The 22,815-nt window shown below is 71.4% G+C and carries 24 protein-coding genes; 19 read left to right on the top strand and 5 right to left on the bottom strand.

Annotated features, from left to right (window positions below; all coding sequences use genetic code 11):
- The 3 genes from AB0I71_RS14830 to AB0I71_RS14820 all read left to right on the top strand — a co-directional run.
- Nucleotides 1-426 (top strand): glycoside hydrolase family 11 protein (locus AB0I71_RS14830; protein ID WP_357584706.1); only part of this gene is annotated, 426 nt, incomplete at its 5' end.
- A gap of 271 nt (nucleotides 427-697) precedes the next feature.
- Nucleotides 698-1,591 (top strand): DUF1996 domain-containing protein, encoded by an 894-nt coding sequence (locus tag AB0I71_RS14825; RefSeq protein WP_357584703.1) that lies wholly within the window; start codon nucleotides 698-700, stop codon nucleotides 1,589-1,591.
- Between the two features lie 69 nt (nucleotides 1,592-1,660).
- Nucleotides 1,661-2,326 (top strand): DUF305 domain-containing protein, encoded by a 666-nt coding sequence (locus AB0I71_RS14820; RefSeq protein WP_357584701.1) that lies wholly within the window; start codon nucleotides 1,661-1,663, stop codon nucleotides 2,324-2,326.
- 56 nt (nucleotides 2,327-2,382) lie between these two features.
- Here AB0I71_RS14820 and AB0I71_RS14815 read toward each other — a convergent pair whose 3' ends face one another.
- Nucleotides 2,383-2,793: a DUF6223 family protein gene (locus tag AB0I71_RS14815; protein ID WP_357584699.1), complete on the bottom strand. Its 411-nt coding sequence runs from the start codon at nucleotides 2,791-2,793 to the stop codon at nucleotides 2,383-2,385.
- A gap of 265 nt (nucleotides 2,794-3,058) precedes the next feature.
- Between AB0I71_RS14815 and AB0I71_RS14810 the strand changes: the two genes are divergently transcribed.
- From AB0I71_RS14810 to AB0I71_RS14775, 8 genes are all read left to right on the top strand, one after another.
- A complete protein-coding gene (locus AB0I71_RS14810; protein WP_357584697.1) occupies nucleotides 3,059-4,156 on the top strand; it encodes a histidine kinase in 1,098 nt (365 codons plus the stop codon).
- Nucleotides 4,153-4,815: a response regulator transcription factor gene (locus AB0I71_RS14805; RefSeq protein ID WP_357584695.1), complete on the top strand. Its 663-nt coding sequence runs from the start codon at nucleotides 4,153-4,155 to the stop codon at nucleotides 4,813-4,815. Before AB0I71_RS14810 ends, AB0I71_RS14805 begins: the two co-directional genes overlap by 4 nt.
- Nucleotides 4,816-4,945: 130 nt before the next feature.
- Nucleotides 4,946-5,719 carry a (Fe-S)-binding protein gene (locus AB0I71_RS14800; RefSeq protein WP_357584693.1) on the top strand — a complete coding sequence of 258 codons (774 nt, stop codon included), beginning with the start codon at nucleotides 4,946-4,948 and terminating at the stop codon, nucleotides 5,717-5,719.
- A gap of 17 nt (nucleotides 5,720-5,736) precedes the next feature.
- Complete coding sequence (locus tag AB0I71_RS14795; protein WP_357584726.1) at nucleotides 5,737-7,146, top strand: lactate utilization protein B; 1,410 nt, start codon at nucleotides 5,737-5,739, stop codon at nucleotides 7,144-7,146.
- Entirely contained in the window at nucleotides 7,128-7,802 is a 675-nt protein-coding gene (locus tag AB0I71_RS14790) for an LUD domain-containing protein (protein WP_357584691.1), read from the top strand. Before AB0I71_RS14795 ends, AB0I71_RS14790 begins: the two co-directional genes overlap by 19 nt.
- 69 nt (nucleotides 7,803-7,871) lie before the next feature.
- Complete coding sequence (locus AB0I71_RS14785; protein ID WP_357584689.1) at nucleotides 7,872-8,321, top strand: helix-turn-helix transcriptional regulator; 450 nt, start codon at nucleotides 7,872-7,874, stop codon at nucleotides 8,319-8,321.
- A 5-nt stretch (nucleotides 8,322-8,326) separates the two neighbouring features.
- Nucleotides 8,327-8,737 carry a VOC family protein gene (locus tag AB0I71_RS14780; RefSeq protein ID WP_357584687.1) on the top strand — a complete coding sequence of 137 codons (411 nt, stop codon included), beginning with the start codon at nucleotides 8,327-8,329 and terminating at the stop codon, nucleotides 8,735-8,737.
- 2 nt (nucleotides 8,738-8,739) lie between these two features.
- Nucleotides 8,740-11,112 carry an excinuclease ABC subunit UvrA gene (locus AB0I71_RS14775; protein WP_357584724.1) on the top strand — a complete coding sequence of 791 codons (2,373 nt, stop codon included), beginning with the start codon at nucleotides 8,740-8,742 and terminating at the stop codon, nucleotides 11,110-11,112.
- Between the two features lie 22 nt (nucleotides 11,113-11,134).
- Here the strand turns inward: AB0I71_RS14775 and AB0I71_RS14770 are convergent, their stop codons facing one another.
- Both AB0I71_RS14770 and AB0I71_RS14765 read right to left on the bottom strand, forming a co-directional pair.
- Complete coding sequence (locus AB0I71_RS14770) at nucleotides 11,135-12,370, bottom strand: cytochrome P450 (RefSeq protein ID WP_357584685.1); 1,236 nt, start codon at nucleotides 12,368-12,370, stop codon at nucleotides 11,135-11,137.
- A gap of 96 nt (nucleotides 12,371-12,466) precedes the next feature.
- Nucleotides 12,467-13,108 carry a response regulator transcription factor gene (locus AB0I71_RS14765; protein WP_357584683.1) on the bottom strand — a complete coding sequence of 214 codons (642 nt, stop codon included), beginning with the start codon at nucleotides 13,106-13,108 and terminating at the stop codon, nucleotides 12,467-12,469.
- 65 nt (nucleotides 13,109-13,173) lie between these two features.
- Between AB0I71_RS14765 and AB0I71_RS14760 the strand changes: the two genes are divergently transcribed.
- The 7 genes from AB0I71_RS14760 (at nucleotide 13,174) to AB0I71_RS14730 (ending at nucleotide 20,327) form a co-directional block, all read left to right on the top strand.
- The gene (locus AB0I71_RS14760; RefSeq protein ID WP_357584681.1) at nucleotides 13,174-13,905 is read left to right on the top strand and encodes a HAMP domain-containing sensor histidine kinase; all 732 of its coding nucleotides are present in this window, start codon (nucleotides 13,174-13,176) and stop codon (nucleotides 13,903-13,905) included.
- A gap of 86 nt (nucleotides 13,906-13,991) precedes the next feature.
- Nucleotides 13,992-14,861: a manganese catalase family protein gene (locus tag AB0I71_RS14755; RefSeq protein ID WP_099845562.1), complete on the top strand. Its 870-nt coding sequence runs from the start codon at nucleotides 13,992-13,994 to the stop codon at nucleotides 14,859-14,861.
- Nucleotides 14,862-14,928: 67 nt separating this feature from the next.
- Nucleotides 14,929-16,035, top strand: coding sequence for a putative manganese transporter (locus AB0I71_RS14750; protein ID WP_357584678.1), 1,107 nt, complete (start codon nucleotides 14,929-14,931; stop codon nucleotides 16,033-16,035).
- 20 nt (nucleotides 16,036-16,055) lie between these two features.
- On the top strand, nucleotides 16,056-16,328 hold the full coding sequence (locus tag AB0I71_RS14745; RefSeq protein ID WP_357584676.1) for a hypothetical protein: 273 nt from the start codon (nucleotides 16,056-16,058) through the stop codon (nucleotides 16,326-16,328).
- Between the two features lie 185 nt (nucleotides 16,329-16,513).
- Nucleotides 16,514-18,169: a hypothetical protein gene (locus tag AB0I71_RS14740; RefSeq protein WP_357584674.1), complete on the top strand. Its 1,656-nt coding sequence runs from the start codon at nucleotides 16,514-16,516 to the stop codon at nucleotides 18,167-18,169.
- Entirely contained in the window at nucleotides 18,169-19,254 is a 1,086-nt protein-coding gene (locus AB0I71_RS14735; protein ID WP_357584672.1) for a hypothetical protein, read from the top strand. Before AB0I71_RS14740 ends, AB0I71_RS14735 begins: the two co-directional genes overlap by 1 nt.
- Nucleotides 19,251-20,327: a hypothetical protein gene (locus AB0I71_RS14730; RefSeq protein WP_357584670.1), complete on the top strand. Its 1,077-nt coding sequence runs from the start codon at nucleotides 19,251-19,253 to the stop codon at nucleotides 20,325-20,327. Before AB0I71_RS14735 ends, AB0I71_RS14730 begins: the two co-directional genes overlap by 4 nt.
- An 18-nt stretch (nucleotides 20,328-20,345) precedes the next feature.
- Here the strand turns inward: AB0I71_RS14730 and AB0I71_RS14725 are convergent, their stop codons facing one another.
- Both AB0I71_RS14725 and AB0I71_RS14720 read right to left on the bottom strand, forming a co-directional pair.
- Nucleotides 20,346-21,113 (bottom strand): SDR family oxidoreductase, encoded by a 768-nt coding sequence (locus AB0I71_RS14725; protein WP_357584668.1) that lies wholly within the window; start codon nucleotides 21,111-21,113, stop codon nucleotides 20,346-20,348.
- Nucleotides 21,110-21,874, bottom strand: coding sequence for a DUF2306 domain-containing protein (locus AB0I71_RS14720; protein ID WP_357584666.1), 765 nt, complete (start codon nucleotides 21,872-21,874; stop codon nucleotides 21,110-21,112). The genes AB0I71_RS14725 and AB0I71_RS14720 overlap by 4 nt, the downstream gene beginning before the upstream one ends.
- A 238-nt stretch (nucleotides 21,875-22,112) precedes the next feature.
- Between AB0I71_RS14720 and AB0I71_RS14715 the strand changes: the two genes are divergently transcribed.
- Nucleotides 22,113-22,787: a response regulator transcription factor gene (locus AB0I71_RS14715; RefSeq protein WP_357584664.1), complete on the top strand. Its 675-nt coding sequence runs from the start codon at nucleotides 22,113-22,115 to the stop codon at nucleotides 22,785-22,787.
- The last annotated feature ends 28 nt before the right edge of the window (nucleotides 22,788-22,815 follow it).

Genomic DNA, 22,815 nt, shown 5'->3' with positions numbered 1-22,815 from the left:
GCCTGGGCCCGCGTTGGGCTGAACCTCGGCAACCACTACTACCAGATCATGGCGACCGAGGGTTACCAGAGCCAGGGAAGCTCGGACATCACCGTTCAGGAGGGCGGCAGCTCCAACCCGCCGCCGAGCAACCCGCCGCCGAGCAACCCGCCGCCCGGTGGCGGCAACTGCTCGGTCAGCGTGCAGCGTGCCGAGGACTGGAACGACCGGTTCAACACGACCTTCTCGGTCAGCGGCACCAGCAACTGGACCGTCACCATCCGCACCAACGGCGGCCAGAGCCTGCAGAACAGCTGGAACGCCTCGGTCAGCGGCAGCAGCGGAACGCTTACCGCACGTCCGAACGGCAACGGCAACAACTTCGGCATCACGCTCTGGAAGAACGGCAACAACACCACACCGACCGCAACCTGCACAAGCGGCTGATCTAGTGCACTGGGGGTGGGGTGCCGGCGTTCCGGTGCCCCACCGCCACCGCGTCACGGCGACGGGCCGGCCCTCTCGGGGCCGGCCCGTCGCCGTGATTGCCGCCAACTGCGGCATGTATTGACATCTGTCGACGTCGGGGTGACGCTGGACTGTGAGAGCGCTCTCTTGCACCTCCCTCACCGTCCACCACCAGTCTGGCCAGGGAAGCTCCGATGTCTTCGGCGGGGTGCCGGAAGAGTCCCTGACCCTCCCCGACAGGAGCCACGAGATGGACAGCGCCGAACCCCACTCCGCCAGCCGCAGCCGGCTGCGCCTCGCCACCGCGATCGGTGCCCTGCTGGTACTGCTCGGCAGCTACGTCGTGTCCACCACCGCGCCGGCCGACGCCGCCCCGGGAATCAACGCCATCCGGGTGGCCGAGTTTCCGGCCGACTGCACGTACAGCCACCGGCTCCCGGACGACCCGATCATCTTTCCCGGGCTGCCCGGCGCCTCGCACATGCACAGCTTCTTCGGCAGTACGGTGACAAACGCCCACACCACGCTGCCCGACCTGGTCCGATCCTCCACCACCTGCAACCCGCGAGTGGACGTCTCGTCGTACTGGGTGCCGACCCTCTACAACAACAACGTCCCGGTGGAGCCTTCCATCGCGACGTTCTACTACCTGGGTGAAGGGGTGCGCGCCGACGTCGTCGCGCAGACCCAGCCGTTCCCGCTGGGGCTGCGGCTCGTCGCCGGAAACGCCCGGGCCGCCGGACCGGGTGACAGCATCGCCCGCTGGTCCTGCCTGCACGCCGGGCACGTGCCGCCGTCGAAGGACTTCGTCACCTGCCCGGCCGGCACGATGCTGGAGTCCTACCTGGACTTTCCGCAGTGCTGGAACGGCCGGGACCTCGACTCGCCCGACCACAAGAGCCACCTGGCATATCCGGTGAACCAGGCCTGCCCGGCCAGCCACCCGGTGCACGTGCCGAAGCTGCGGCAGGTGCTGCGCTACCCGGTGAACGGTGACCCGTCGCGGTTCCGGCTCGCCTCCGGGCCGGGCTACACGATGCACGGCGACTTCTTCAACGCCTGGCCGGTGGAGGAGCTGGCGCGCCGCGTCCGCGACTGCATCCGGCCCGTCATCAAGTGCGGGCACGACGGTCGGCCGCTCTGAAGCGACCCGTGAACCCGGCGGCGGCCCGGCCATGCCGGCCCGCCGTCGGGCGGACGCGAAGGAGGCCGCGTGCGCGCCGCACTCGCGCTGCTGCTGGCGACGGTGCTGCTCGTCACCGGGTGCGCCGCCGGAGCACCGCCGCCCACCCCCGGAACACCACCGCCGCTGCTCTCTGGGGTGCCGCCGGCACCGGCGGCCGACCCTGCCGCACCCGGCGGGTCGCCCACCGCAGCGTTCCCGGGTGTGGCCGGACAGTTCAACGGCACCGACATCGCCTGGCTACAGCTGACGGTGGCCATGGCCGAACGACTGCTGCCGATGCTCGCCCTGGTGCCGAACCGGACCACCGACCCTTCCTGGGAACGGCTCACCACCCGGATCGAGGCAACCGAACGCACCCACCTGACCCGGTCCCGGCGGCTGCTGGCCGACTCCGGCGCACCGGTGACCAACCCACACGAGGGCCACGACATGCCCGGCATGGTCACCGACGCGGAACTGACCGCGCTTCGCTCGGCCAGCGGGCGGGCGTTCCACCAGCTGCTCGCCGGGCACCTGCGGGCACATCTGACGCAGTCGGTGCGGATCGCCACCGCCGAGCGGCAGGGCGGGGACCATCCCGCGACCACCGCGCTGGCCGCGGCAGTGGTCCGGGCCGGCACCGCCGACCTCGCCCGGCTCGATCGGCTGGATCCGCCACCGACGCCTCCCCCGGCGCCTGCTCCACCACAGTGACGGCGACCCCTCGCGGCGACGCCGACCGTCAGCCGTATCGGACCAGCCGTGGCCAGTCAGCCAACACGCCGGGAGCGGGCCAGCACAACTCCACCGACGACCACGGCGGTCAGCCCCACCACCAGCGCCACGTAACCGCCGCCCCGTCCGTTGCCGGTGCCGATGCCACTGTCCGAGGTCACCACGACCAGACCACCGAGGGCCATCGCGGCAGCCCCCGCCGCCAGGGCGATCGCGCCTCGCCGCGCCTCGCCGCTGCGGGGACGGGCGAGCGCCAGCCCTCCGATGACCACACCCGCGAGTCCCAGCAGGGCGGCCACCGTCGATCCGAGTCGGCCGGCGCTCATGGTCACGCCCTCGGCGGCGATCGGGTGGGCGGCGATGTCCGCGACCACCGGTGCGGCGAGTCCGATCGCCCCGGACGGGGCGGCCACGGCGATGGCGAGCACGAGCCTGACGTTCGTCATGTTCTCTCCTCTGTGGTCTGTCCGGTCGCGTGGCCCGGATGTCCCGATCATGTCGCCGGCCGCACCGACGGTCATCCGGCCGATGCAGGCACTTGTCGCTGCCGCGGCCGGCGCGACCTGCTGCCGCGTACGCGGTAGCCGCCGTCCCGGTACCGCGTCCGTGGTAGCCGGCCGGTCGTCCGTGAGCAGGAGTCGCCGGGCCGCGCCGGCCGGTTAAGGTGCGCGCATGGGCGAGCGGTGCGGGCGGATTCTCAGGCTCGCTGCGGTGAGGGACTTGGCGATCGCCGTCGGCGTGACGGCGGTGCTGCTCGTCGCCGGACTGTCCGCAGCGCCTCCCACCACCGGAGGGGGCCTGCTCGGCTACGCCTGGCTGGTGACCGGCGGGTTGGCGCTGGCCGCCCGCCGCCGGGCTCCGGTCGCGGTGCTGATCGTCACCGGGGTGTGTGCGGTGGGGCACCAGGCGACCGGCATCGAGGTGCCCGCCGTCGCGTTCCTGTTCGCGGTGTACGCGGCCGTCCGCGCGGGGCACCGCGCGGTCACGGCCGTGGCGGCTGCCGCGATGCTTGTCTCCCTTCCGCTCGCAGCCCTGGCCCTACCACCGGGACTGCCCGTCGGCGAGGCGCTCGCGCGGGCCCGCGACGCCCTCGAAGTGGCCTGGCTGGTTGCCGCCGGGGCGGCGGGTGAGGCGCTCCGGCAGGCCGAGCGGCGCGCGGAGGAGGCCGAGCGCACCCGGGAGGAGACGGCACTGCGCCGCGCCGACGAGGAGCGGCTGCACATCGCGCGGGAACTGCATGATTCCCTCACCCACCAGATCTCGATCATCAAGGTGCAGGCCGAGGTCGCCGTGCACCTGGCCAGCCGCCGCGGTGAGCCGGTGCCGGAGGCTCTGGTGGCCATTCGGGAGGCCAGCCGCGAGGCGACCCGGGAACTGCGCGCGACCCTGGAGACGCTGCGCGCCGACGGTACCGCCACCTCGCCCGGGCTCGACCAGCTACCGGAACTGGTACGGCGGTCCCGGATGGCCGGCCTGGACGCGACGCTGACGATCGACGGACAACGGCCCGACCTGCCGGTCGCCGTGGACCGCACCGCCTACCGCATCGTGCAGGAGTCCCTCACCAACATCGCCCGTCATGCATCCGCCGCCACGGCCTCGGTCCGGATCGACTACCGGCCGGGCGTCCTCGCGATCCAGGTCGACGACGACGGCGACGCCGTCCCGGACGGCGCTGCGGCACCCGGCGTCGGACTGCTCGGGATGCGGGAACGCGTCGTCGCTCTCGGTGGACTGCTGCGTGCGGAGGCACGCGACGAGGGCGGGTTCACCGTCCACGCCGAGCTTCCAGTCGGCGCGACAGCATGATCCGTGTCCTGCTGGTCGACGACCAACCGCTGCTGCGCAGCGGATTCCGCGCGCTGCTCGACATCGAGGACGACATCGAGGTGGTGGCCGAAGCCGCTGACGGCCAGCAGGCGCTGACCCTGGCCAGGGAACACCTGCCGGACATCGCGCTCGTCGACATCCAGATGCCGGTCATGGACGGCATCCAGGTGACCCGGCACATCGCCGCGGATCCGATCCTGGCCGGCGTGCACGTGGTCATCCTGACCAACTACGGTCTGGACGAACACGTGTTCCACGCGCTGCGTGCCGGTGCCGCCGGCTTCCTCGTCAAGGACATCGAGCCGACGGATCTCGTGCACGCCGTCCGGGTGGCTGCCCGCGGCGACGCCCTGCTCGCACCGTCGATCACCCGCAAGCTGATCGACACGTACGTCACCGAGCCGTTGCGGACGGAGACCGGTGCGCGACTGAAGGAGTTGACCAACCGTGAACGGGAGACGGTAGTCCTCCTCGCGCAGGGCCTGTCCAACGACCAGATCGCCGAACGCCTGGTGATCAGCCCACTGACCGCCAAGACCCACATCAACCGGGCGATGACCAAACTCCAGGTCCGCGACCGTGCCCAACTCGTGGTCATCGCCTACGAGTCCGGCCTGGTGACCGCACGCGGTCGGTGACCTCGAAGGCCACCCGGACGCCCGGGTACGACACGGTGGTGTTGCGGCGGCCGGTGCGGCAGACTCAGCGGATCCTGCGCCACGAGCCCGGTGGCGGGTTCGTGGCGGGGTCGGCGGGTGGAGGTGTGACGTGCGGATCGCGTTGTTCGTGACGTGTCTGGCGGACACCCTGTTTCCCGAGGCGGCGAGGGCGACGGTGCGGTTGCTGGAGCGGTTGGGTCACGAGGTGGTGTTCCCGCCGGGACAGACGTGTTGTGGGCAGATGCACGTGAACACCGGCTATCAGGCTCAGGCGGTGCCGTTGGTGCGTCGGCACGTGCGGGTCTTCGACCCGTACGACGTGGTCGTGGCGCCGTCGGGGTCGTGTGTCGGGTCGGTACGGCACCAGCACGCGATGGTGGCGCGGCGGGCCGGTGATGTCCGGTTGGCGTCCCGGGCGGAGTCGGTGGCGGCCCGTACGTTCGAGTTGTCCGAGCTGTTGGTGGACGTGTTGGGGGTGACCGATGTGGGGGCGTTCTTCCCGCATCGGGTGACGTACCACCCGACGTGTCATTCGCTGCGGATGTTGCGGGTGGCCGACCGGCCGGTGCGGCTGCTGCGCGCGGTGCGGGGGCTGGATCTGGTGGAGTTGCCGGCGGCGGAGCAGTGTTGCGGGTTCGGGGGGACGTTCGCGGTGAAGAACGCGGACACGTCGATGGCGATGCTGGCCGACAAGATGCGTCATGTGGTGTCCACCGGTGCGGAGGTCTGCGCGGCGGGGGATGCGTCGTGTCTGATGCACATCGGTGGCGGGTTGTCGCGGTCGGGCGCGGGGGTGCGGACGGTGCATCTGGCGGAGATCCTGGCCTCGACCGATCAGGGCGAGAGCGCCGGCGAGCGGGATGAACTGGTGGTGCGGTCGTGAGGCGGACCTTCCTCGGCATGCCGGCGACCGCCCCGGCGGGTGTCGGGCATCTGCGCGGCGAGGAGCCCTTCCCGGCCGCCGCCCGGCGGGCTCTGGGCGATGCGCAGCTGCGCCGTAATCTCGGGCATGCCACGGCGACGATCCGGGCCAAGTCGGCGGGTGTGATCGGTGAGGTGCCGGACTGGGAGCAGTTGCGGGCGGCCGGGTCGGCGATCAAGGCCGACGTCATGGCGCGGTTGCCGGAGTTGCTGGAGCAGCTTGAGGATCGGGTGACGGCCGCCGGGGGAGTGGTGCACTGGGCAGTCGACGCCATTGAGGCGAACGCGATAGTCGTGGACCTGGTGCGGGCCACCGGCAGTGACCGGGTGATCAAGGTCAAGTCGATGGTGACGCAGGAGATCGGCCTCAACGAGGCCCTCGAATCCGCCGGGATCGCGCCGGTGGAGACTGACCTGGCCGAACTCATCGTGCAGCTCGGCGAGGATCGGCCGAGTCACATCCTGGTGCCGGCGATCCACCGTAGCCGGGCCGAGATCCGGGAGATCTTCCTGCGGGCGATGCCGGGGGTGGACCCGGCGTTGACCGACGAGCCGGCGGTCCTCGCGGCGGCGGCGCGTCGCTTCCTGCGGCAGACGTTCCTGGCCACGCCGGTGGCGGTGTCCGGGGCGAACTTCGCGGTGGCGCAGACCGGCACCCTCGCGGTGGTGGAGTCCGAGGGCAACGGTCGGATGTGTCTGACCCTGCCGCAGACGTTGATCACCGTGATGGGTGTGGAGAAGGTGGTGCCGACCTGGCGGGACCTGGAGGTGTTCCTGCAACTGCTGCCCCGGGCCTCGACCGGGGAGCGGATGAACCCGTACACCTCGATGTGGACCGGGGTGACCCCGGGTGACGGGCCGCAGGTGTTTCATCTGGTGCTGCTGGACAACGGTCGCAGCGCGGTGCTCGCCGACGAGGTGGGCCGGCAGGCGTTGCACTGCATCCGCTGCTCGGCGTGTCTGAACGTGTGCCCGGTCTACGAGCGCACCGGTGGGCACGCGTACGGGTCGGTGTATCCGGGGCCGATCGGTGCGGTGCTGTCCCCGCAGCTGACCGGAGTGGCCGACAACGCCTCGCTGCCGTACGCGTCGTCGCTCTGCGGAACCTGTTACGACGCCTGCCCCGTGAAGATCAACATTCCGGAGCTGCTGGTGCACCTGCGCGACCAGGCGCCGCATCCACGCGGTGAGTCGGCCGCGATGGCCGCCGCCGCGTACGCCATGGACCACCCGGCGCTGTACGCGGCGGCGCAGCGTGCGACGCGGCTGAGCCGGCTGGCCGGCCGGCGCGGCCGGGGCCTGCCGCCGCCGCTGTCCGGCTGGACCGCCGGCCGCGACCTGCCCGAGGCGCCGGCGCAGACCTTCCGGCAGTGGTGGACGCAGCGGTGACCGCCCGGGAAACCATCCTCGCCCGACTCCGCGCCGCGCTCGACCCCACCGCCCCCGACAGGGCCGCTTTCGACCCCGCCGCCCTCGGCAGGGCCGCGCTCGACACCGCCGCACCGGCGCCGGTCGAGGTGCCACGTGACTACCGGCGGGACGGCCCGGCGGACCTCGACCGGCTGGTGGACCGGCTGACCGACTACCGCGCCCACGTGCACCAGGTCGCCGAGCCCGACGTCGCCGACACCATCGCCGCCATCCTCCCGGCCGGCGCGAGCGTCGTCGTGCCACCGGGGCTGCCGCCGGCCTGGCTACCGGCGACCGTGACCGCCCGGCCCGACGACGGCCTCGACAACACCGAGATCGCCGCCGCCGACGGCGTGATCACCGCGGCCGCTGTCGCCATCGCCGACACCGGCACCGTCGTGCTCGACGGCTCACCCGACCAGGGCCGCCGGGTGCTCAGCCTGCTGCCGGACCTGCACATCTGCGTCGTCCGCACCGGCCAGGTCGTCGCCAACGTGCCCCAGGCGCTCACCCGCCTCACCCCGCACCGACCACTGACCTGGATCAGCGGGCCGTCAGCCACCAGCGACATCGAACTCAACCGGGTCGAGGGCGTACACGGCCCCCGCACCCTGCACGTCATCCTGCTGTCCTGACTGGGTGGCGGCGCGCCGGGCGGCCGACGAACTCGCCGCGTGTCGGACCGGCGTGGCACGATCGCTCAGGTGACCAGCAGATCCACCACCGAACAGCGCCTCGGCGATCTCGCCCGGCTGCGCCGCGTGCGCGACCGCATCGACCGGGAGTACGCGCAACCGCTGGACGTCGAGGCGCTCGCCCGTGGGGTCAACATGTCAGCCGGGCATCTCAGCCGCCAGTTCCGACAGGCCTACGGTGAATCCCCGTACGGCTATCTGATGACCCGGCGCATCGAACGCGCCATGGCGCTGCTGCGCCGGGGCGACCTCAGCGTCACCGATGTCTGCTTCGCGGTCGGCTGCTCGTCACTTGGCACCTTCAGCACCCGCTTCACCGAACTGGTCGGCGTCCCGCCGAGCGTCTACCGCCGCGACGCGGCCCGCGCGACGAAGGGGATGCCCTCCTGCGTGGTGAAACAGGTGACCAGACCGGTCAGGAATCGAGAAGCAGCGGCCGTCGCGTCGCGGTTAGCGTGACCGCCATGGACATCACCATTCACGCCAGCTTCCTGCCGCACAACGACCCGGACGCCGCCCTGGCCTTCTACCGGGACCTGCTCGGTTTCGAGGTCCGCAACGACGTCGGCTACCAGGGCATGCGCTGGATCACCGTCGGCCCACCCGGTCAGCCCGGCACCTCGATCGTGCTGCATCCGCCGGCCGCCGACCCCGGCGTGACCGAGGAGGAACGCCGTACCATCACCGAGATGATGGCCAAGGGCACCTACGCCTCGATCCTGCTGGCCACGCCCGACCTCGACGGTGTTTTCGAGCGGTTGCAGGCCAGCGACACCGAGATCGTGCAGGAGCCCACCGACCAGCCGTACGGGATCCGTGACTGCGCCGTCCGGGACGCCGCCGGCAACATGATCCGTATTCAGGAAGTGCGATGAGCATGGACAACCGGTCGGCCACAGCCCACGCCGCCGACAGCCACGATCTGATCCGGGTGCAGGGCGCCCGCGAGAACAACCTCAAGGACGTCACCGTCGAGCTGCCGAAGCGTCGGCTGACGGTCTTCACCGGCGTCTCCGGTTCGGGCAAGAGCTCGCTGGTGTTCAGCACGATCGCCGCCGAGTCGCAGCGGCTGATCAACGAGACGTACAGCGCGTTCATCCAGGGGTTCATGCCGACGCTGGCCCGGCCGGAGGTCGACGTCCTCGACGGGCTGACCACTGCGATCATCGTCGACCAGGAGCGGATGGCGGCCAACCCGCGTTCCACGGTCGGTACCGCCACCGACGCCAACGCCATGCTGCGGATCCTGTTCAGCCGGCTCGGTCAGCCGCACATCGGCTCACCCCAGGCGTTCTCCTTCAACGTCGCCTCGATCAGCGGTGCCGGTGCGGTGACAATCGAACGTGGCGGCACCACCACGAAGGAACGGCGGAGCTTCAGCATCACCGGCGGCATGTGCCCGCGCTGCGAGGGCACCGGGCGGGTGACGGACATCGACCTGACCGCGTTGTACGACGACAGCAAGTCGCTCAACGAGGGCGCGATCACCGTGCCCGGTTACAGCATGGACGGGTGGTACGGGCGGATCTACCGTGGCAGCGGCTTCTTCGACCCGGACAAGCCCATCCGCAGGTACACCAAGAAGGAACTGCACGACCTGCTCCACAAGGAGCCAACCAAGATCAAGGTCGAGGGGATCAACCTGACGTACGCGGGGCTGATCCCGCAGATCCAGAAGTCGTTCCTGTCCAAGGACGTCGAGGCGATGCAGCCGCACATCCGCGCCTTCGTGGAGCGGGCGGTCACCTTCACCGTCTGCCCCGACTGCGGCGGCACCCGGCTCAGCGAGGCGGCCCGGTCTTCCAAGATCAAGGGCGTCAACATCGCCGACGCCTGCGCGATGCAGATCAGCGATCTCGCCAAGTGGGTGCGCGGGCTGCGCGAGCCCTCCGTGGCGCCGCTGCTGGCGTCGTTGCAGCACACCCTCGACTCCTTCGTCGAGATCGGGCTCGGCTACCTCAGCCTGGACCGGCCGTCCGGGACGCTCTCCGGCGGCGAGGCGCAACGCACGAAGATGATCCGCCACCTCGGCTCGTCGCTCACCGACGTCACATACGTCTTCGACGAGCCCACCATCGGGCTGCACCCCCACGACATCCAGCAGATGAACGGCCTGCTGCTGCGGCTGCGGGACAAGGGCAACACCGTGCTGGTCGTGGAGCACAAACCGGAGACGATCGCCATCGCCGACCACGTCGTCGACCTGGGCCCCGGAGCGGGCACGGCGGGCGGCACCGTCTGTTTCGAGGGCACCGTCGAGGGACTGCGGACCAGCGGCACGCTCACCGGCCGGCACCTCGACGACCGGGCCACCCTCAAGAAGTCGGTGCGTACGCCCACCGGACAACTGCCGATCCGGAAGGCCTCGACGCACAACCTGCGCGATGTCGACGTCGACATCCCGCTCGGGGTGCTCGTGGTGGTCACCGGCGTCGCCGGTTCGGGCAAGAGTTCCCTCGTGCACGGGTCGATCCCACCCGGTGCCGGCGTGGTGTCCATCGACCAGGGTGCGATCCGCGGCTCACGGCGGAGCAACCCGGCGACGTACACCGGACTGCTCGATCCGATCCGTAAGGCGTTCGCGAAGGCCAACGGGGTGAAGCCGGCGTTGTTCAGCGCCAACTCCGAAGGCGCGTGCCCCAACTGCAACGGCGCCGGCGTGATCTACACGGACCTGGCGATGATGGCCGGCGTCGCGACCATGTGCGAGGAGTGCGAGGGCAAGCGGTTCCAGGCATCCGTGTTGGAGTACCACTTCGGCGGTAAGGACATCGCCGAGGTGCTCGCGATGCCGGTCAGCGAGGCGGAGGCGTTCTTCGGGTCCGGTGAGGCACGTACGCCGGCCGCGCACCGGATCCTCCACCGGCTCGCCGAGGTCGGGCTCGGCTATCTCAGCCTCGGTCAGCCGCTCACCACGCTCTCCGGCGGCGAGCGGCAGCGGCTCAAGCTGGCCACCCACATGGCCGAGCAGAGCGGGGTCTACGTGCTCGACGAGCCGACCACCGGGTTGCACCTCGCCGACGTCGAGCATCTGCTCGGCCTGCTCGACCGGCTTGTCGACTCCGGCAAGTCGGTGATCGTGATCGAGCACCACCAGGCGGTCATGGCACACGCCGACTGGATCATCGACCTCGGGCCGGGCGCCGGTCACGACGGCGGCCGGATCGTCTTCGAGGGCACCCCCGCCGATCTCGTCGCCGCCCGGTCCACCCTCACCGGCGAGCACCTCGCCGCCTACGTGGGCGCCTGACCAGGTCACCGCCGACGACGAGTCAGACGGTCGGCAGCGGCTCGATGACCAGGCCACTGCGCAGGCGGGTCGGTATGCGGTGCAGCGGGATGGCGAGGTCCTGTTCCGGCACCGAGTAGTCCAGCCGCGCGAGTCGTACGGCGAGCGACTGGAGCAGGGCCACGGTGATGGCTTCGCCGGGGCAGCGGTGCCCGGTGCGTGGATCGCCGCCGCCCTGCGGGATCAGGTCGAAGGGGCCGATCTCACGGCCGACGAACCGGTCCGGGTCGAAGCGGTACGGGTCCGGCCAGAGCCGGGCGTCGTGGTTCTGCCCGTACAGGTCGAGCAGTACCATCGCGCCCTTCGGGATAGGTACGCCGCGCCAGGACAGGTCGGCCACGGCGAGACCACCGACGAAAGGTGCGAACGGATAGAACCGGCGGATCTCGTGGGCGAACGCCCGGGCGAAAGCGGGATCGTCGGCGCGTAGCCGGTCCCGCTGGGACGGCCAGCGGTGCAGGGCGTGGCCGGCGAAGGTCAGGAACCAGGTCACCGCCACCGTCGGCCGGATGATGTTGAGTAGTTCGACGGCGGCGGTCCGCGCGTCCAGCGGTCGACCGTCGACATCCCGGTGTTCGGCGACCGCGGTGACCGCCGAGCCGGACGGAACCTCGGTGCTACCGACGCGCACCCGCTGCACCAGGTCGGCGATCCACCGCTCGCGACGTCCCCGGGCCCGACGCGCTCGCCAGTGTCGTGGTCCGGCCGTCGCGAACCCGTCCACCGCGGCCACCAGGTCGGCGGCGAGCGCCGGCACCTCGTCGCGTCGGACCGGGATGCCTGTCCAGTCGCAGACCGCGCGGGTCAGCACCTGGGCGGCCTCGTCGAAGAGGACCACGCGCCGGCCGGCCCACGAGGGGACCGCCTCGTCCCAGGCTCCTTCGGCCCGCGACACCAGGTCGTCGACTCCACCGCCGTTCAACAGCGCCATGAACATCGCCTTGCGTACCCGATGCGCATCGCCGTCGAGGGTGTGCACGGCACCGCGCCCGAACAGGGTGCCGCGTACCGGCTCCGGGATCGCTCCGTGGCGCCGCACGTGCCGCTCGTCGTAGAACCACTCGGCGGCCGCCGGCCCGCGTAGCGCAACCGCTCGCTGCCCGAGCAGCCGGGTACGCAGCACGTCCGAGTCGACGCGACGCAGCCGGTTGGGCAGCCAGGCGTAACCGCGGACGGCCAGTGGGAGAGTGTTGTCCAGGCGGCTGATCAGATCGGGCATGCTGAGTGGTGCCCACCAGGTGACCTACCAAACCACCGGCGAGCGGAGAGCGGCACTCCGGCCGCCGGACGCCCTTCGACCGGGCGGTGCAACAGGTCAGTCGCCAAGCAGGCCGGCGTACCCGGCGAGTGCCGCGGCCTCGGCGCGGGTGGTGACCCGCAGCTTGCGCAGCAGCGCGGCGGTCATCCGTTTCACGGTGCGTTCCGACACGTGCAGCTGGTCGGCGATGGCCAGGGTGCTGCGGCCGGTGGCGATCGACCGGAGCAGGGCGCGTTCGTCGGGGTCGAGATCGACCCGGACGCCCGGGCCGGAGTGCAGCAGCTCGCGCAGCAGCTGCGCCGGCAACACGGCCCACCCGTCGAGAACCGCCAGCAGCGGCGGCAACAGGGCCTCGGGCTCGGCGCTCTTGGGCAGGAACGCCTCGGCACCGGCCCGCAGGGCCTCCAGCGCCGGAGTCGGATCGTCGTCGCCGGACATCGCCACCACCCGTACCCGGGGGGTGGTGCGGCGGATGGCCGCCACGGCGCGGGTGCCGCCAGGGGCGGGCATGTGCAGGTCGACAAGCACCACGTCCGGCAGACACCGGCACATCAGGGAGGCAGCCGCGGCCGCGTCAGCCGTGGAGCCCACCACCCGTACCCGCCCGGCCGTGGCCGCCGGCAGCAGCAGTTCGAGTCCACGGGCGAACAGCGGATGGTCGTCGACGACGGCCACCCGGATAGCCGGCGACTCGGACATGCCTGTTCCCTTCCCGAGCGGGTACCGATCATGCGGCCGGTGCCACCTCGGGGGAGTGGGGACGAATGCGCGGACCGTACGGGATCGGACGACTGCTGCGGGCGCTACGCCGCACCGACCCTTCCGCTGGCGGTGCCCCGGCGGCGGCCGGCTCCGCCGACCTGCTGCTGCGGGTGCTCTGTCACGAACTCCGTACCCCGGTCACGACGTTGAGCTCCCTGACCCGGGCCCTCGCCGACGAGGCGAGACCGTTGACCGGCGAGGACCGTCGAGCGATCTCCGTGCTCGCCCGCGACCAGGCGGCGTACCTGCAGACGCTGCTCGGTGAGGCGGCCACGAGCGTGGCCGCCCTGACCCTGGTCTCCGGTCCCGACGAGCGGGCTGTGCCGCTGGCGGAGGTCCTGCCCGCCGTCGCGATGCTCGTACCGGTCGAGCGGCGGCGCGTCCGGATCACCAGGGAAGCCGCACGGTGTCCGGTGTCGGCCCGTCGCACCCGGCAGATGTTGGGCAACCTGGTCGAGAACGCGCTGCGGCACGGACCGGCCGCCGGGCGGGTGGGCATCCGCGCGGAGCGCCGTGGGGGCGCGTTGAGCATCAGCGTCCTGGACGAGGGACGCGTGGCGCACGGCCTGGTCGAGGCGCTGCGTCGGCCCGCCCCGGCCACCGGCATGTCCGGCCTGGGGCTGTGGATCGTCAGGGAACTCGTCGCCGCCGACGGCGGCCGGATGCGCCTGCACCGGCTGCGGCCCGACGGGGTGGCGGTGGAGCTGCTGCTCCCGGCACGTCACACAGGTTGACCCGTCCGGGCCACCGGTTGGCCCGTATGGGCCGGCGATGCGGGAAGTGACCTCGGTGACAGCGCTCGTCGCATCGAGGAGGGCCCGTGTTCACCCATATCAAGGACCTGCAGTTCGAAGCCAAGCCGGACGGCCCCGACGCCGCGTTCGCCCGCCGGCTCCAGGAGATCCTGGGCGGCAAGTGGGGCGAGATGACGGTCGCCAACCAGTACCTCTTCCAGGGCTGGAACTGCCGGCTGCCCGGCAAGTACAAGGATCTGCTGCTCGACGTCGGGACCGAGGAGATGGGCCACGTCGAGATGATCGCCACCATGATCACCCGGCTGCTGGACAACGCGCCGCTGTCGTTGCAGGAGGCGGCCGAGGACAACCCGATGGTCGGGGCAATCTACGGCGGCTCCAACCCGGCACACTTCATCCACGGCGGTGGCGGGGCGATGCCGGTGGACAGCGTCGGGGTGCCCTGGAACGGCAACTTCGTCACCGCGAGCGGCAACCTGATGGCCGACTTCCAGCTCAACGTCACCGCGGAGGCTCAGGGCCGGCTCCAGGTGTCGCGCCTGTTCAACATGACCGACGACCCGGGTGTCAAGCAGATGCTCCGTTTCCTGCTGGCCCGCGACACCATGCACCAAAACATGTGGATGGCCGCCATCGAGCAGCTCAAGGAGGACGGCCTGGAGGAGATGCCGGTGCCGGACGCCTTCCCCGACTCGCCGGACTTCACCGAGCAGTTCAGCTACACCTACCTGGACTTCTCGCCCGGTCAGGACGCCGCACAGGGACGTTGGGCCTCCGGGCCGACACCTGACGGCAAGGGCGAGTTCCGCTACGACCACAGCCCCCGGGCCCACGCGCCCGAACCCGTCCTGCCGCCGGGGGACCCGCGCCTGTACGGGACGAACCCCGGCATGGCGCAGGGCGTGGTCAACACGGTCAAGAGCAAGATCAGCTGACGTCGCTCCGCTGGGCCGTCCGCCCGACCGGGCGGCGGTCCGGCGCTGTCCCGCGAGGAGGTGTGCCGTGACCGAACTCGTGCTCCGCCCGCTCGCGGACGCGTTCATGCAGGTCGGCGTGTACGTCGCCGTGATGGTGGCGCTGTTCGGCTGGCTGCGCTGGCGCTACGGGGACCGGGTCACCGACGGGCTGACCCGCCGCCGCCGGGTGGGCCCACTTGTCGGCGCGTTGCTGGGGGTCACCCCGGGCTGCGGCGGCGCGATCATCCTCATGCCCCTGTACGCGCGCGGCAAGGTCTCCTTCGGCACCGTGGTGGGAGCGCTTGTCGCGACCATGGGCGATTCGTCGTGGGTGGTGCTGGCCTGGAACCCGCTCTTCGCGCTTCAACTGCACGCGCTGCTGTTCGTCGTCGGCCTGACCACCGGGTACGCCGTCGACGCCCTCGGCATCGACCCGGCCCGGTCCGCCGCTCGCCGGCGGCCGGCGCCCGTCACCAGGCCGGTGAGCCTCGCCGCCGACGCCGGACCCGATCTCGCCTCGTCCCGTCGCCTGTTCGGCGGACTGCTGCCCCGGATGCCCGCGTCGACAGCGTTCTGGGGACTGACCACGCCGGCCTTCGCCGTGTCCGTACCTGTGGTGTTCCAGCTCGTCGACCCGGCGGCGCTGACCGTCATCGGTGGGGTGGACCCGTACCTGGCGCTCGGTGTGCTCGGCACCCTGGTCGCCGCGCTCATCTTCGCCGCCGGGCGGGGGCGACTGGCCGACGACACCCTGGAGACCGCACAAGCCAGCACGATGGCAGCGACGATGCGACACAGTGCCCACGAGGCCTCGTTCGTCACGGTCTGGGTGGCGGTGGCCTATCTGGGCTGGCAGGTGCTGAGCACCACGACCGGCTTCGACGGTTCACAGCTCGTCCTGACCGGCATCGTCGGCGTACTTGTCGGCGCCGTGATCGGCCTGGTCCCCGGCTGCGCACTGCAGATCGTTTTCACCGGCCTCTACGTCAGCGGCGGACTGCCGCTACCCACCCTGGTCGCCAACGCGATCAGCCAGGACGGTGACGCCCTGATCCCACTCGCCGCACTGCGCCGACACTCGGCGGTCGTGGCCACCGTCATCACCACCATCCCCGCGGCGGCCGTCGGCGGGGCGCTGCTCGTGTTCCTGTGAACCGGCCGGAGGAGCAGTACATGTCGATCTCCATCGCGGACCGGGTTCCGCTGTCGCGGGTCCGGCGCAAGCTTGTCGTTTTCAGCGGCCTGAGTCTCGTCGCGCTGGCCGTCGGAATGCCCGGCTGGTCGGTCGCGGCACTGGTGCTGATCAGCGTGGCGATCCCCGTCGCCGTCGGCCTGGCCGGAGGCAGCGGCCTGCTGCGCGAACTGCTGCGCCCACGGCCGGGTGCGGACGGCTGGCGAGCACTGTCGACGGACCGGGACACCCGGAGGCCTCCCGAGTCGGCCTGAGGAAGGTTCATTCCTGCTGCCGTCCCGGCCACCTGTTGTCCATGCGACGTCAACCTGAATTCCTCTCGGCGCCGGTACCTTGCGGTCTCCGTGAGTCGTGCCGGTATGCCCGGCAGGCTCCACGGTGCGCCAATGAATTCGGACACAGCGCTCAGACGTGTATGCGGGGGAAGGCGGTTCTTCGGGTGTGGCTCGGGGCTGACAAGAAGGAGTTCGAGGCCTTCCTCGATTCCGCTGATGTTTACTGGCGCAAGAACCTGGGGTCCACGCCGTCCCGGAACTACCTCCTCGTCGAGGTGTTCCACCAGGACATCAGGGTGGCGATGCGCAATCTGGCGGTCGCCAACGCGATCCGCCGGATCGTCCCCGCTCAGCTGGTCGTGGTGACCGGCGTGGAGCAGATGTGGCACGACGCGCTCTGGACCGAGTTCGACGTGAAGCTGGTCGAGCGGATCGCGGCGGCCTACGGCGCCAGCCAGGTCATCGACCTGTACCGCCTCGTCGAGGGCCCGGCGAACTCCGCCACTCCGAGTTCGGTGCCGGTGGAACTGTTCGGACGGCCGTTGACCCCCGGCGCGTCGATAAGCGAGGAGACCCTTGCCGAGTTCGTCAGCGCCACCTACTGCCGGGTGACCAAGCGGCCCCGGCCGCCGGAGAACCCCACCACCGACCCGCGCTACCGGCGGCGACAGGCCCTGGCCCGGGCCATCTCCTCGGCCTACGACGCCCTGCTCGGCACCGGCTCCGCTGTCGCGCTGGTCACCAGTCACGTCGACTACGACCACTGGGGGCTCGCGGTGGACTCCGCCCGGCGGGCCGGGGTGTCCGTCGTGCACACCCAGCAGACCGGGTGTCTCAAGGCGTACGCGCTGTTTCCCGAGAACGACACGGGTGAGCACACCTTCCGTGGCGAACTCACCCACCAGATCGGCGCCTTCTTCGAGCAGCGGGTGTGGTCGCGCCGCGCCGAGGTGCGGCGCAACGCCGAACTCGTCGCCTGGCGGTCGAAGGTCAACCTGGGCCGGCCCAGCTGGTGGCGGGGCGGTGCCAGCGCCTCCGTCGACATCACCAGCAGCGAGGAACGGGCCCGGCTGCGTACGCACTTCGCGGCCCGCCTGGGGTTCGACCCGGCCCGTCCGGTGGTCGCGGTGTTCAACCACGCCGTGTCCGACGCGCCGGGCACGAACCACCAGTCCTTCCCCACGCTTGCCGACTGGTTCGAGGAGACAGCCCAGTTCGCCAGCACGGCGACCGAGGTGCAGTGGCTGTTCCAGGACCATCCGAGTCAGTTCCGCTACGACAGCACCGACTTCTTCGACTCGGTCGCCCGGCGGTACGCCCGACACCGCCACATGGTGTTCCAGCCCAGCAAGGATCTGAGCAAGAACGGTCTGTGGAGCCTCGTCGACCTGGGCGTCACCGTTCGCGGCAGCGTCAGCAACGAACTGCCGGCGTACGGCATCCCGGTGATCCAGGCCGGCTGGTCGGAGTGGAGCGAGTGCGGTCTGTCCACAGTGGTGAACGATCCGGAAACCTACTGGAAGGCACTCGACGCGGCGATCAGCGCCATGCTCAACGGCGAGGAGATCATCTCAGCCGAGCAGGTCGAGCGGGCCCGGCTGTGGTTGTGGTTCTACCGCAGCGCCACGGACCTGTTCACCCCTCAGGTGCCGCACTGGGAGGTCTGGCCCGCCGATTATCTGCTGCGCGCGGTGCGGACCTCGTTCCGGCACATCGAGAGCGACGCGGACCCGGTCTTCGAAGCCGTCGAGCGCATGTGGACCCGGCGTGAGCCGGTACTGACCCGGACCGATCTCCAGGTGCCGGGAGGTGTCCGGTAGTGGCGATCGGAGCATGGTTCGCCACCGAGTTCGACGAGCCGGTCCCGGCACGGGAGCTTCCCGCGATGTTCGCCTCGGGCGGAGATCCCGAGGTGTTGCTCGCCGACCAGGTGGCCCGGGGCGTCGCCATCCTGGGTCGCGTCCAGGGTGAGTCCGGCGCGGTCGTGCTCAAGGTACGCACCGGCGGCCGACCGGTTCGCGTACGGGTCGACCTGCACGTCGACGGTGCCTCGCAGACCGCCTGGTCGCGAGCGGCGGCACCGGCCCGGGGCATGCGCGAGCTGCCGCGCCTGGTCATGGTCCGGGCCCAGGGCTCGGACCGGGCCGCCGCCCTGATCAGCCGCCAGCGAGGGCGGTTGCGGATGGTGGAGGCCCACGCCTGGGTGGAGTTCGACCTGCGGTCCGACGAGGTGGGGGACGACGGCCTCCTGATCATCGAGGTGGTGGACGGCACGCCGCCGCCCTGGGCGGCAACCGCGCTCAGCCCGCTGGCGGCGATCGGCGTGCGGATCAACCAGGTCGAGATCGTCGCGATCGAGGAGGGCGAGCAGCGCGGCGGTTCCGCTCGACTCGCCGGCGCCGCCGCACAGCTCGCCGGTTTCGTCAGCGCTGGCGGGCTGGTCGGCGCGCGAGGTCGCGGCCAGGGACATCCCAGGTCGAGGTTCATCGTGGTCAACGCCACCGACACCACCGTGCGGTGCCGAGTGCGGATCTCGGCCGCCACGGCCCCGCCGGCCGCGGTTCGACAGCCGAGCCAGAAGTGGTTGCGCCGCCAGCAGGGCCAGACCGTGCTCAAGGCGTTCCGGGTGGCCCAGCGTGGGGCCGGATACGCGCTGTTCGAGGCGTCACCGTTCACCCGGCCGCCGCACCCGGACCGGCTGGCCGTCCGGGCCGTGCACCTGGTCGGCGGCACCGAGTGCCGGGTGAGTGCCACCACGCAGACCGAGGACACCCTCGACGTGGTGATCGAGCGCGCGGCCCCGGGTCCGGTGCTGGTCGGGCTGACCGAGCGCGACACCCCGGGGGTACGGCGCCGGGTCGCCGAGACCGTGTGCCAGGTGATCGAGCTGGAGTGCCGACGGTGAGCGAGCCCCATCACGACCTGACGTTCACCGGTGATCCGACGGCCGACCGGCAGGCGCTCGAACAACTCCTGGCGTCCGCGACGGGCGGCACGCTGCGGTTGCCCGCGGGCACCTTCACGCTGGACCGGGGAGTGGTGCTCGGCCCGGGCTGGACGCTGAGCGGCGCGCCGCCCGGGGACGGGGCGGTGACGACGTGGCTGACCTCGTCCTCGTCGGACGGCGAACCCATCCTCCACGTGCTGGGTTCGCGGGTGACGATCCAGGACATCGGATTCCTCCCGCCGCGGTGCGCGCCGGGCGAGCACGGCGGCGACCGGGGCACCGCCATCACCGTCGGCAACTACCTCTACCCGGCCGAGGCGGAGTGGATCGAGGACGTCCAGATCCGGCGCGTCCAGGTCGAGCGCCGCGACGAGCGCGCCGCCAACTGCGTCGCCGTCATGGGTGCGGTACGCGACATCACCATCAGCGACGTGTCGATCGTCGGCGGCTGTACCGGCATCGCCGTGCACTGGGGTGCGGTCGGCGACGGAGTTCACTCGATCGTCGGGCCGTCCTACCATCCGCACCACCTCAGCATCCGCGACCTACGCGTCTCCGACGCCTTCGAGGGGTTCTACCTCAGCTCCGTACACGACGTGGCGGTGGAACGGGTCCACCTGTCCGAGGTCGAGATCGGGTTCCGGTTGCTGCCCGGCGACAACACCGACCGGTTCCACACCAGCGGGGACAACCCGGTCGGCGCGCGGATCAGCGTCTCGGGCGCCCACGTGGCGTGGAACGGTCCGCTGTACGCGGTCCGGGTCGCCGGCTGGGGGCGCAGCGAGATCGACCACTCGGTCCGGGTGCTGGAATACCGGGACGTGGTGGTGCGTGACTGCACGTTCGTGCCGCTGCCGCTCGCCGCGGCCGGTTCCGGTGATCCGCTGCGCTCGCGGTCGCCCATCGTGGTCGAGCAGGCGGCCGGTGTGATCCTGGAGGCGATCCGCGTCGACCTGCGGGTTGACCCGGCCGGCCCGGAGCACGACGACCGGGCCGACGCCGCTGCCCGTCAGCCGGCCGGGTGCCGGTAGCCGGAGTCGGCGTCCCGGTCAGCGCAGCTTCTCGGCGAGGAACGCCTCCCAGCTGCGGGTCCCGACGGTGGCACCGTCGACTGCGAGGTTGTCGCCGTTGCGGTAGGCCCGGCCGGCCGCCCCGGGCACCGGCACCGGCAGGAAGGGGCGGCTCCGGCCGCGGGCCGTGAGGTAGCCGCGAACCAGGTCGGCCATCGGGTAGACCTGCGGACCCACCAGCTCCGGCACCAGGCCGGACGGGGTGCCCTGGACCAGGTCGACAAGTCGGTCGGCGACGTCCCGGGAGTCGACCGGCTGGAACCGGATCACCTTCGGGTCGGGCACGATCGGCAAGGCACCCAGCTTCTGTACGACGGTGAAGACCAGGTCGTGGAACTGCGCGGCCCGCAGCGTCGTCCACGGCACGCCGGATTCGCTCACCGCCCGCTCCGCGCCCTGCTTGGCCTTGAAGTAGCCGATCGGGACCCGGCCGGCACCGACGACCGAGATGTGCACGACGTGCCGTACCCCGACCCGGGCGGCGGCCCGCATCAGGTTGGCGGCGGCCCGATCATCGCCCTTCGGGCCGCCCGCGAGGTGCAGCACCGTGTGGACACCATCGACAGCAGGCCCGATGCCCTCGTCCCTGAGCAGGTCACCGGCCAGGTACTCGACACCGTCGGCTCCGCGGCGGACCGTGCGGCTGAGCACTCGCGGACTGTGGCCCGCCGCGAGCAGGCGGGGCAGGACGTGCCGGCCGAGCGTGCCGGTGCCGCCGGTGACCAGGACAGGAGCTGCGTCGTTCATGACTTCTCCGTTCGGACGGGTACAGGTCTTCGACCCCGCCCGGCCGCCGATCGTGACACCACCCGGCGGGCCTGAGCCGAAGCCGCCGCGTCGTCTCGCGCCCGGTCCGCCCGGCCCGCCGGACGGGCTCCGGCGGTACCGCCGCGCCGCCGGATGATCCATTCCGCAACTCCGACGTTGATCAGCCAGGCGGCGGTCATGGTGCCGGTCCGGCCCGACGTCGTGAGCGGGCCGACGGCAGCGAGCCAGGCCATCTGGGTGAAGAACTGCGTGCCCGCGCCCATCCCGATGGCGTAGCCGTGAATCATCCAGGCCCGGTGCCGGACGAAGTCGCGGCGGCGGACCGCCACGAAGCCGAGGACGAGCGAACCGGCCATGGCGACGCTGACCACCACCCGGACGACCACCAAGGCGTCACTGTCGAGCGGCCCCCGGGGCAGGAACAGGGTCAACCACAGGCCGCTCAGCGCGGTGAGCAGACCGCAGGGAATCAGAATCCGGCCGGCGGCCCGGTGCCAGCCACGGTGGAGCCGACGGAATCGGGGCGCGAACTGGAAGGCGCCGAGGACGCTGAACACGGTCACGGCGAGGATGTGGGCCACCACGGGCAGCGGGGGCGAGGCGATCCGGTCGCCGTCGGGCAGCACCTGGGCGCCGCCGGCCAGCTCGGCGAGGCGGAGACCACCGGCGAGCACCGGCACGGCGCCGAGCACCAGCAGACCGGTGGGGATGAGCCAGGTCGACCTGGCGGAAGACGTCACTGTGGTATCCCTTCTCGCGGCGACCAGCACCCGGACCACGGCCCGTCGCGGGCCGGCCCCACCTGGGCCGGACACGGTGCGTGGCGGCGTCGAGGAAGGGCCCGGTCGCTTCTGCTTCGTCGATCCTGGCGCTGCGGCGGGCAGTACTCATCGCAGTGCGGGCCGGCGTCGACTCGGCCGATGGGCGGGGGAGTCGGCCGTACTTTGGGCCAGGCCGGCGGCCGTGTTCAATCGTGGGGTGGCCACCCGCGTGATCGTCGCCGACGACCAGGAGATCGTCCGTACCGGACTGACGATGATCCTCAACGCTCAGCCGGACATCGAGGTGGTGGGCGAGGCGGGGGACGGTCGTCGGGCCGTCGAACTCGCCCGGCGGCTACGTCCGGACGTGTGCCTGTTCGACATCCGGATGCCCGGCGTCGACGGCATCGAGGCCACCCGCCGCCTCGCCGGCCCGACCGTGACCGATCCCTTGGCGGTGGTCGTCATCACCACCTTCGACCTCGACGAGTACGTCTACGCCGCGCTTCGCGCGGGAGCCCGCGGTTTCCTGCTCAAGGATGCCGGTACGGCGCTGCTCACCCAGGCCGTGCGGGCGGCCGCCGCGGGCGACGCGCTCATCGCGCCGAACATCACCACCCGGCTGCTCCGGGCCTTCGCCGCCGCGGGCCCGGCCGCGCCGCCGCGGCAGCCGGTCGACGCGCTCACGCTCCGCGAGGAGGAGGTGCTCGTGGCGGTCGCCCGCGGTCGCACCAACACCGAGATCGCCGGCGAGCTGCACATCAGCCTCAGCACCGTGAAGACCCACATCGCCAGCCTGATGGTCAAGCTCGGTGCCCGTAACCGGGTGGAGATCGCGATGTGGGCCTACGAAACCGACCGCGTCCGCAACGGCCCGGACCGTACGGCGTAGCGCCTCGCCCGGCCTGTCCGGAATCCGT

This window comes from Micromonospora sp. NPDC049891 (assembly GCF_040660295.1).
Taxonomy (GTDB): domain Bacteria; phylum Actinomycetota; class Actinomycetes; order Mycobacteriales; family Micromonosporaceae; genus Micromonospora.
Note: the sequence above shows the minus strand (reverse complement) of the source record. Positions and strands in the feature narration are given on the sequence as shown.

What these genes read in the sequence shown, in the direction of transcription:
- AB0I71_RS14825 (WP_357584703.1), top strand. Translation starts at nt 698, where the DNA reads ATGGACAGCGCCGAACCCCACTCCGCCAGCCGCAGCCGGCTGCGCCTC.
- AB0I71_RS14815 (WP_357584699.1), bottom strand. Translation starts at nt 2,793, where the DNA reads ATGACGAACGTCAGGCTCGTGCTCGCCATCGCCGTGGCCGCCCCGTCC.
- AB0I71_RS14805 (WP_357584695.1), top strand. Translation starts at nt 4,153, where the DNA reads ATGATCCGTGTCCTGCTGGTCGACGACCAACCGCTGCTGCGCAGCGGA.
- AB0I71_RS14795 (WP_357584726.1), top strand. Translation starts at nt 5,737, where the DNA reads ATGCCGGCGACCGCCCCGGCGGGTGTCGGGCATCTGCGCGGCGAGGAG.
- AB0I71_RS14780 (WP_357584687.1), top strand. Translation starts at nt 8,327, where the DNA reads ATGGACATCACCATTCACGCCAGCTTCCTGCCGCACAACGACCCGGAC.
- AB0I71_RS14775 (WP_357584724.1), top strand. Translation starts at nt 8,740, where the DNA reads ATGGACAACCGGTCGGCCACAGCCCACGCCGCCGACAGCCACGATCTG.
- AB0I71_RS14770 (WP_357584685.1), bottom strand. Translation starts at nt 12,370, where the DNA reads ATGCCCGATCTGATCAGCCGCCTGGACAACACTCTCCCACTGGCCGTC.
- AB0I71_RS14765 (WP_357584683.1), bottom strand. Translation starts at nt 13,108, where the DNA reads ATGTCCGAGTCGCCGGCTATCCGGGTGGCCGTCGTCGACGACCATCCG.
- AB0I71_RS14760 (WP_357584681.1), top strand. Translation starts at nt 13,174, where the DNA reads ATGCGCGGACCGTACGGGATCGGACGACTGCTGCGGGCGCTACGCCGC.
- AB0I71_RS14745 (WP_357584676.1), top strand. Translation starts at nt 16,056, where the DNA reads ATGTCGATCTCCATCGCGGACCGGGTTCCGCTGTCGCGGGTCCGGCGC.
- AB0I71_RS14725 (WP_357584668.1), bottom strand. Translation starts at nt 21,113, where the DNA reads ATGAACGACGCAGCTCCTGTCCTGGTCACCGGCGGCACCGGCACGCTC.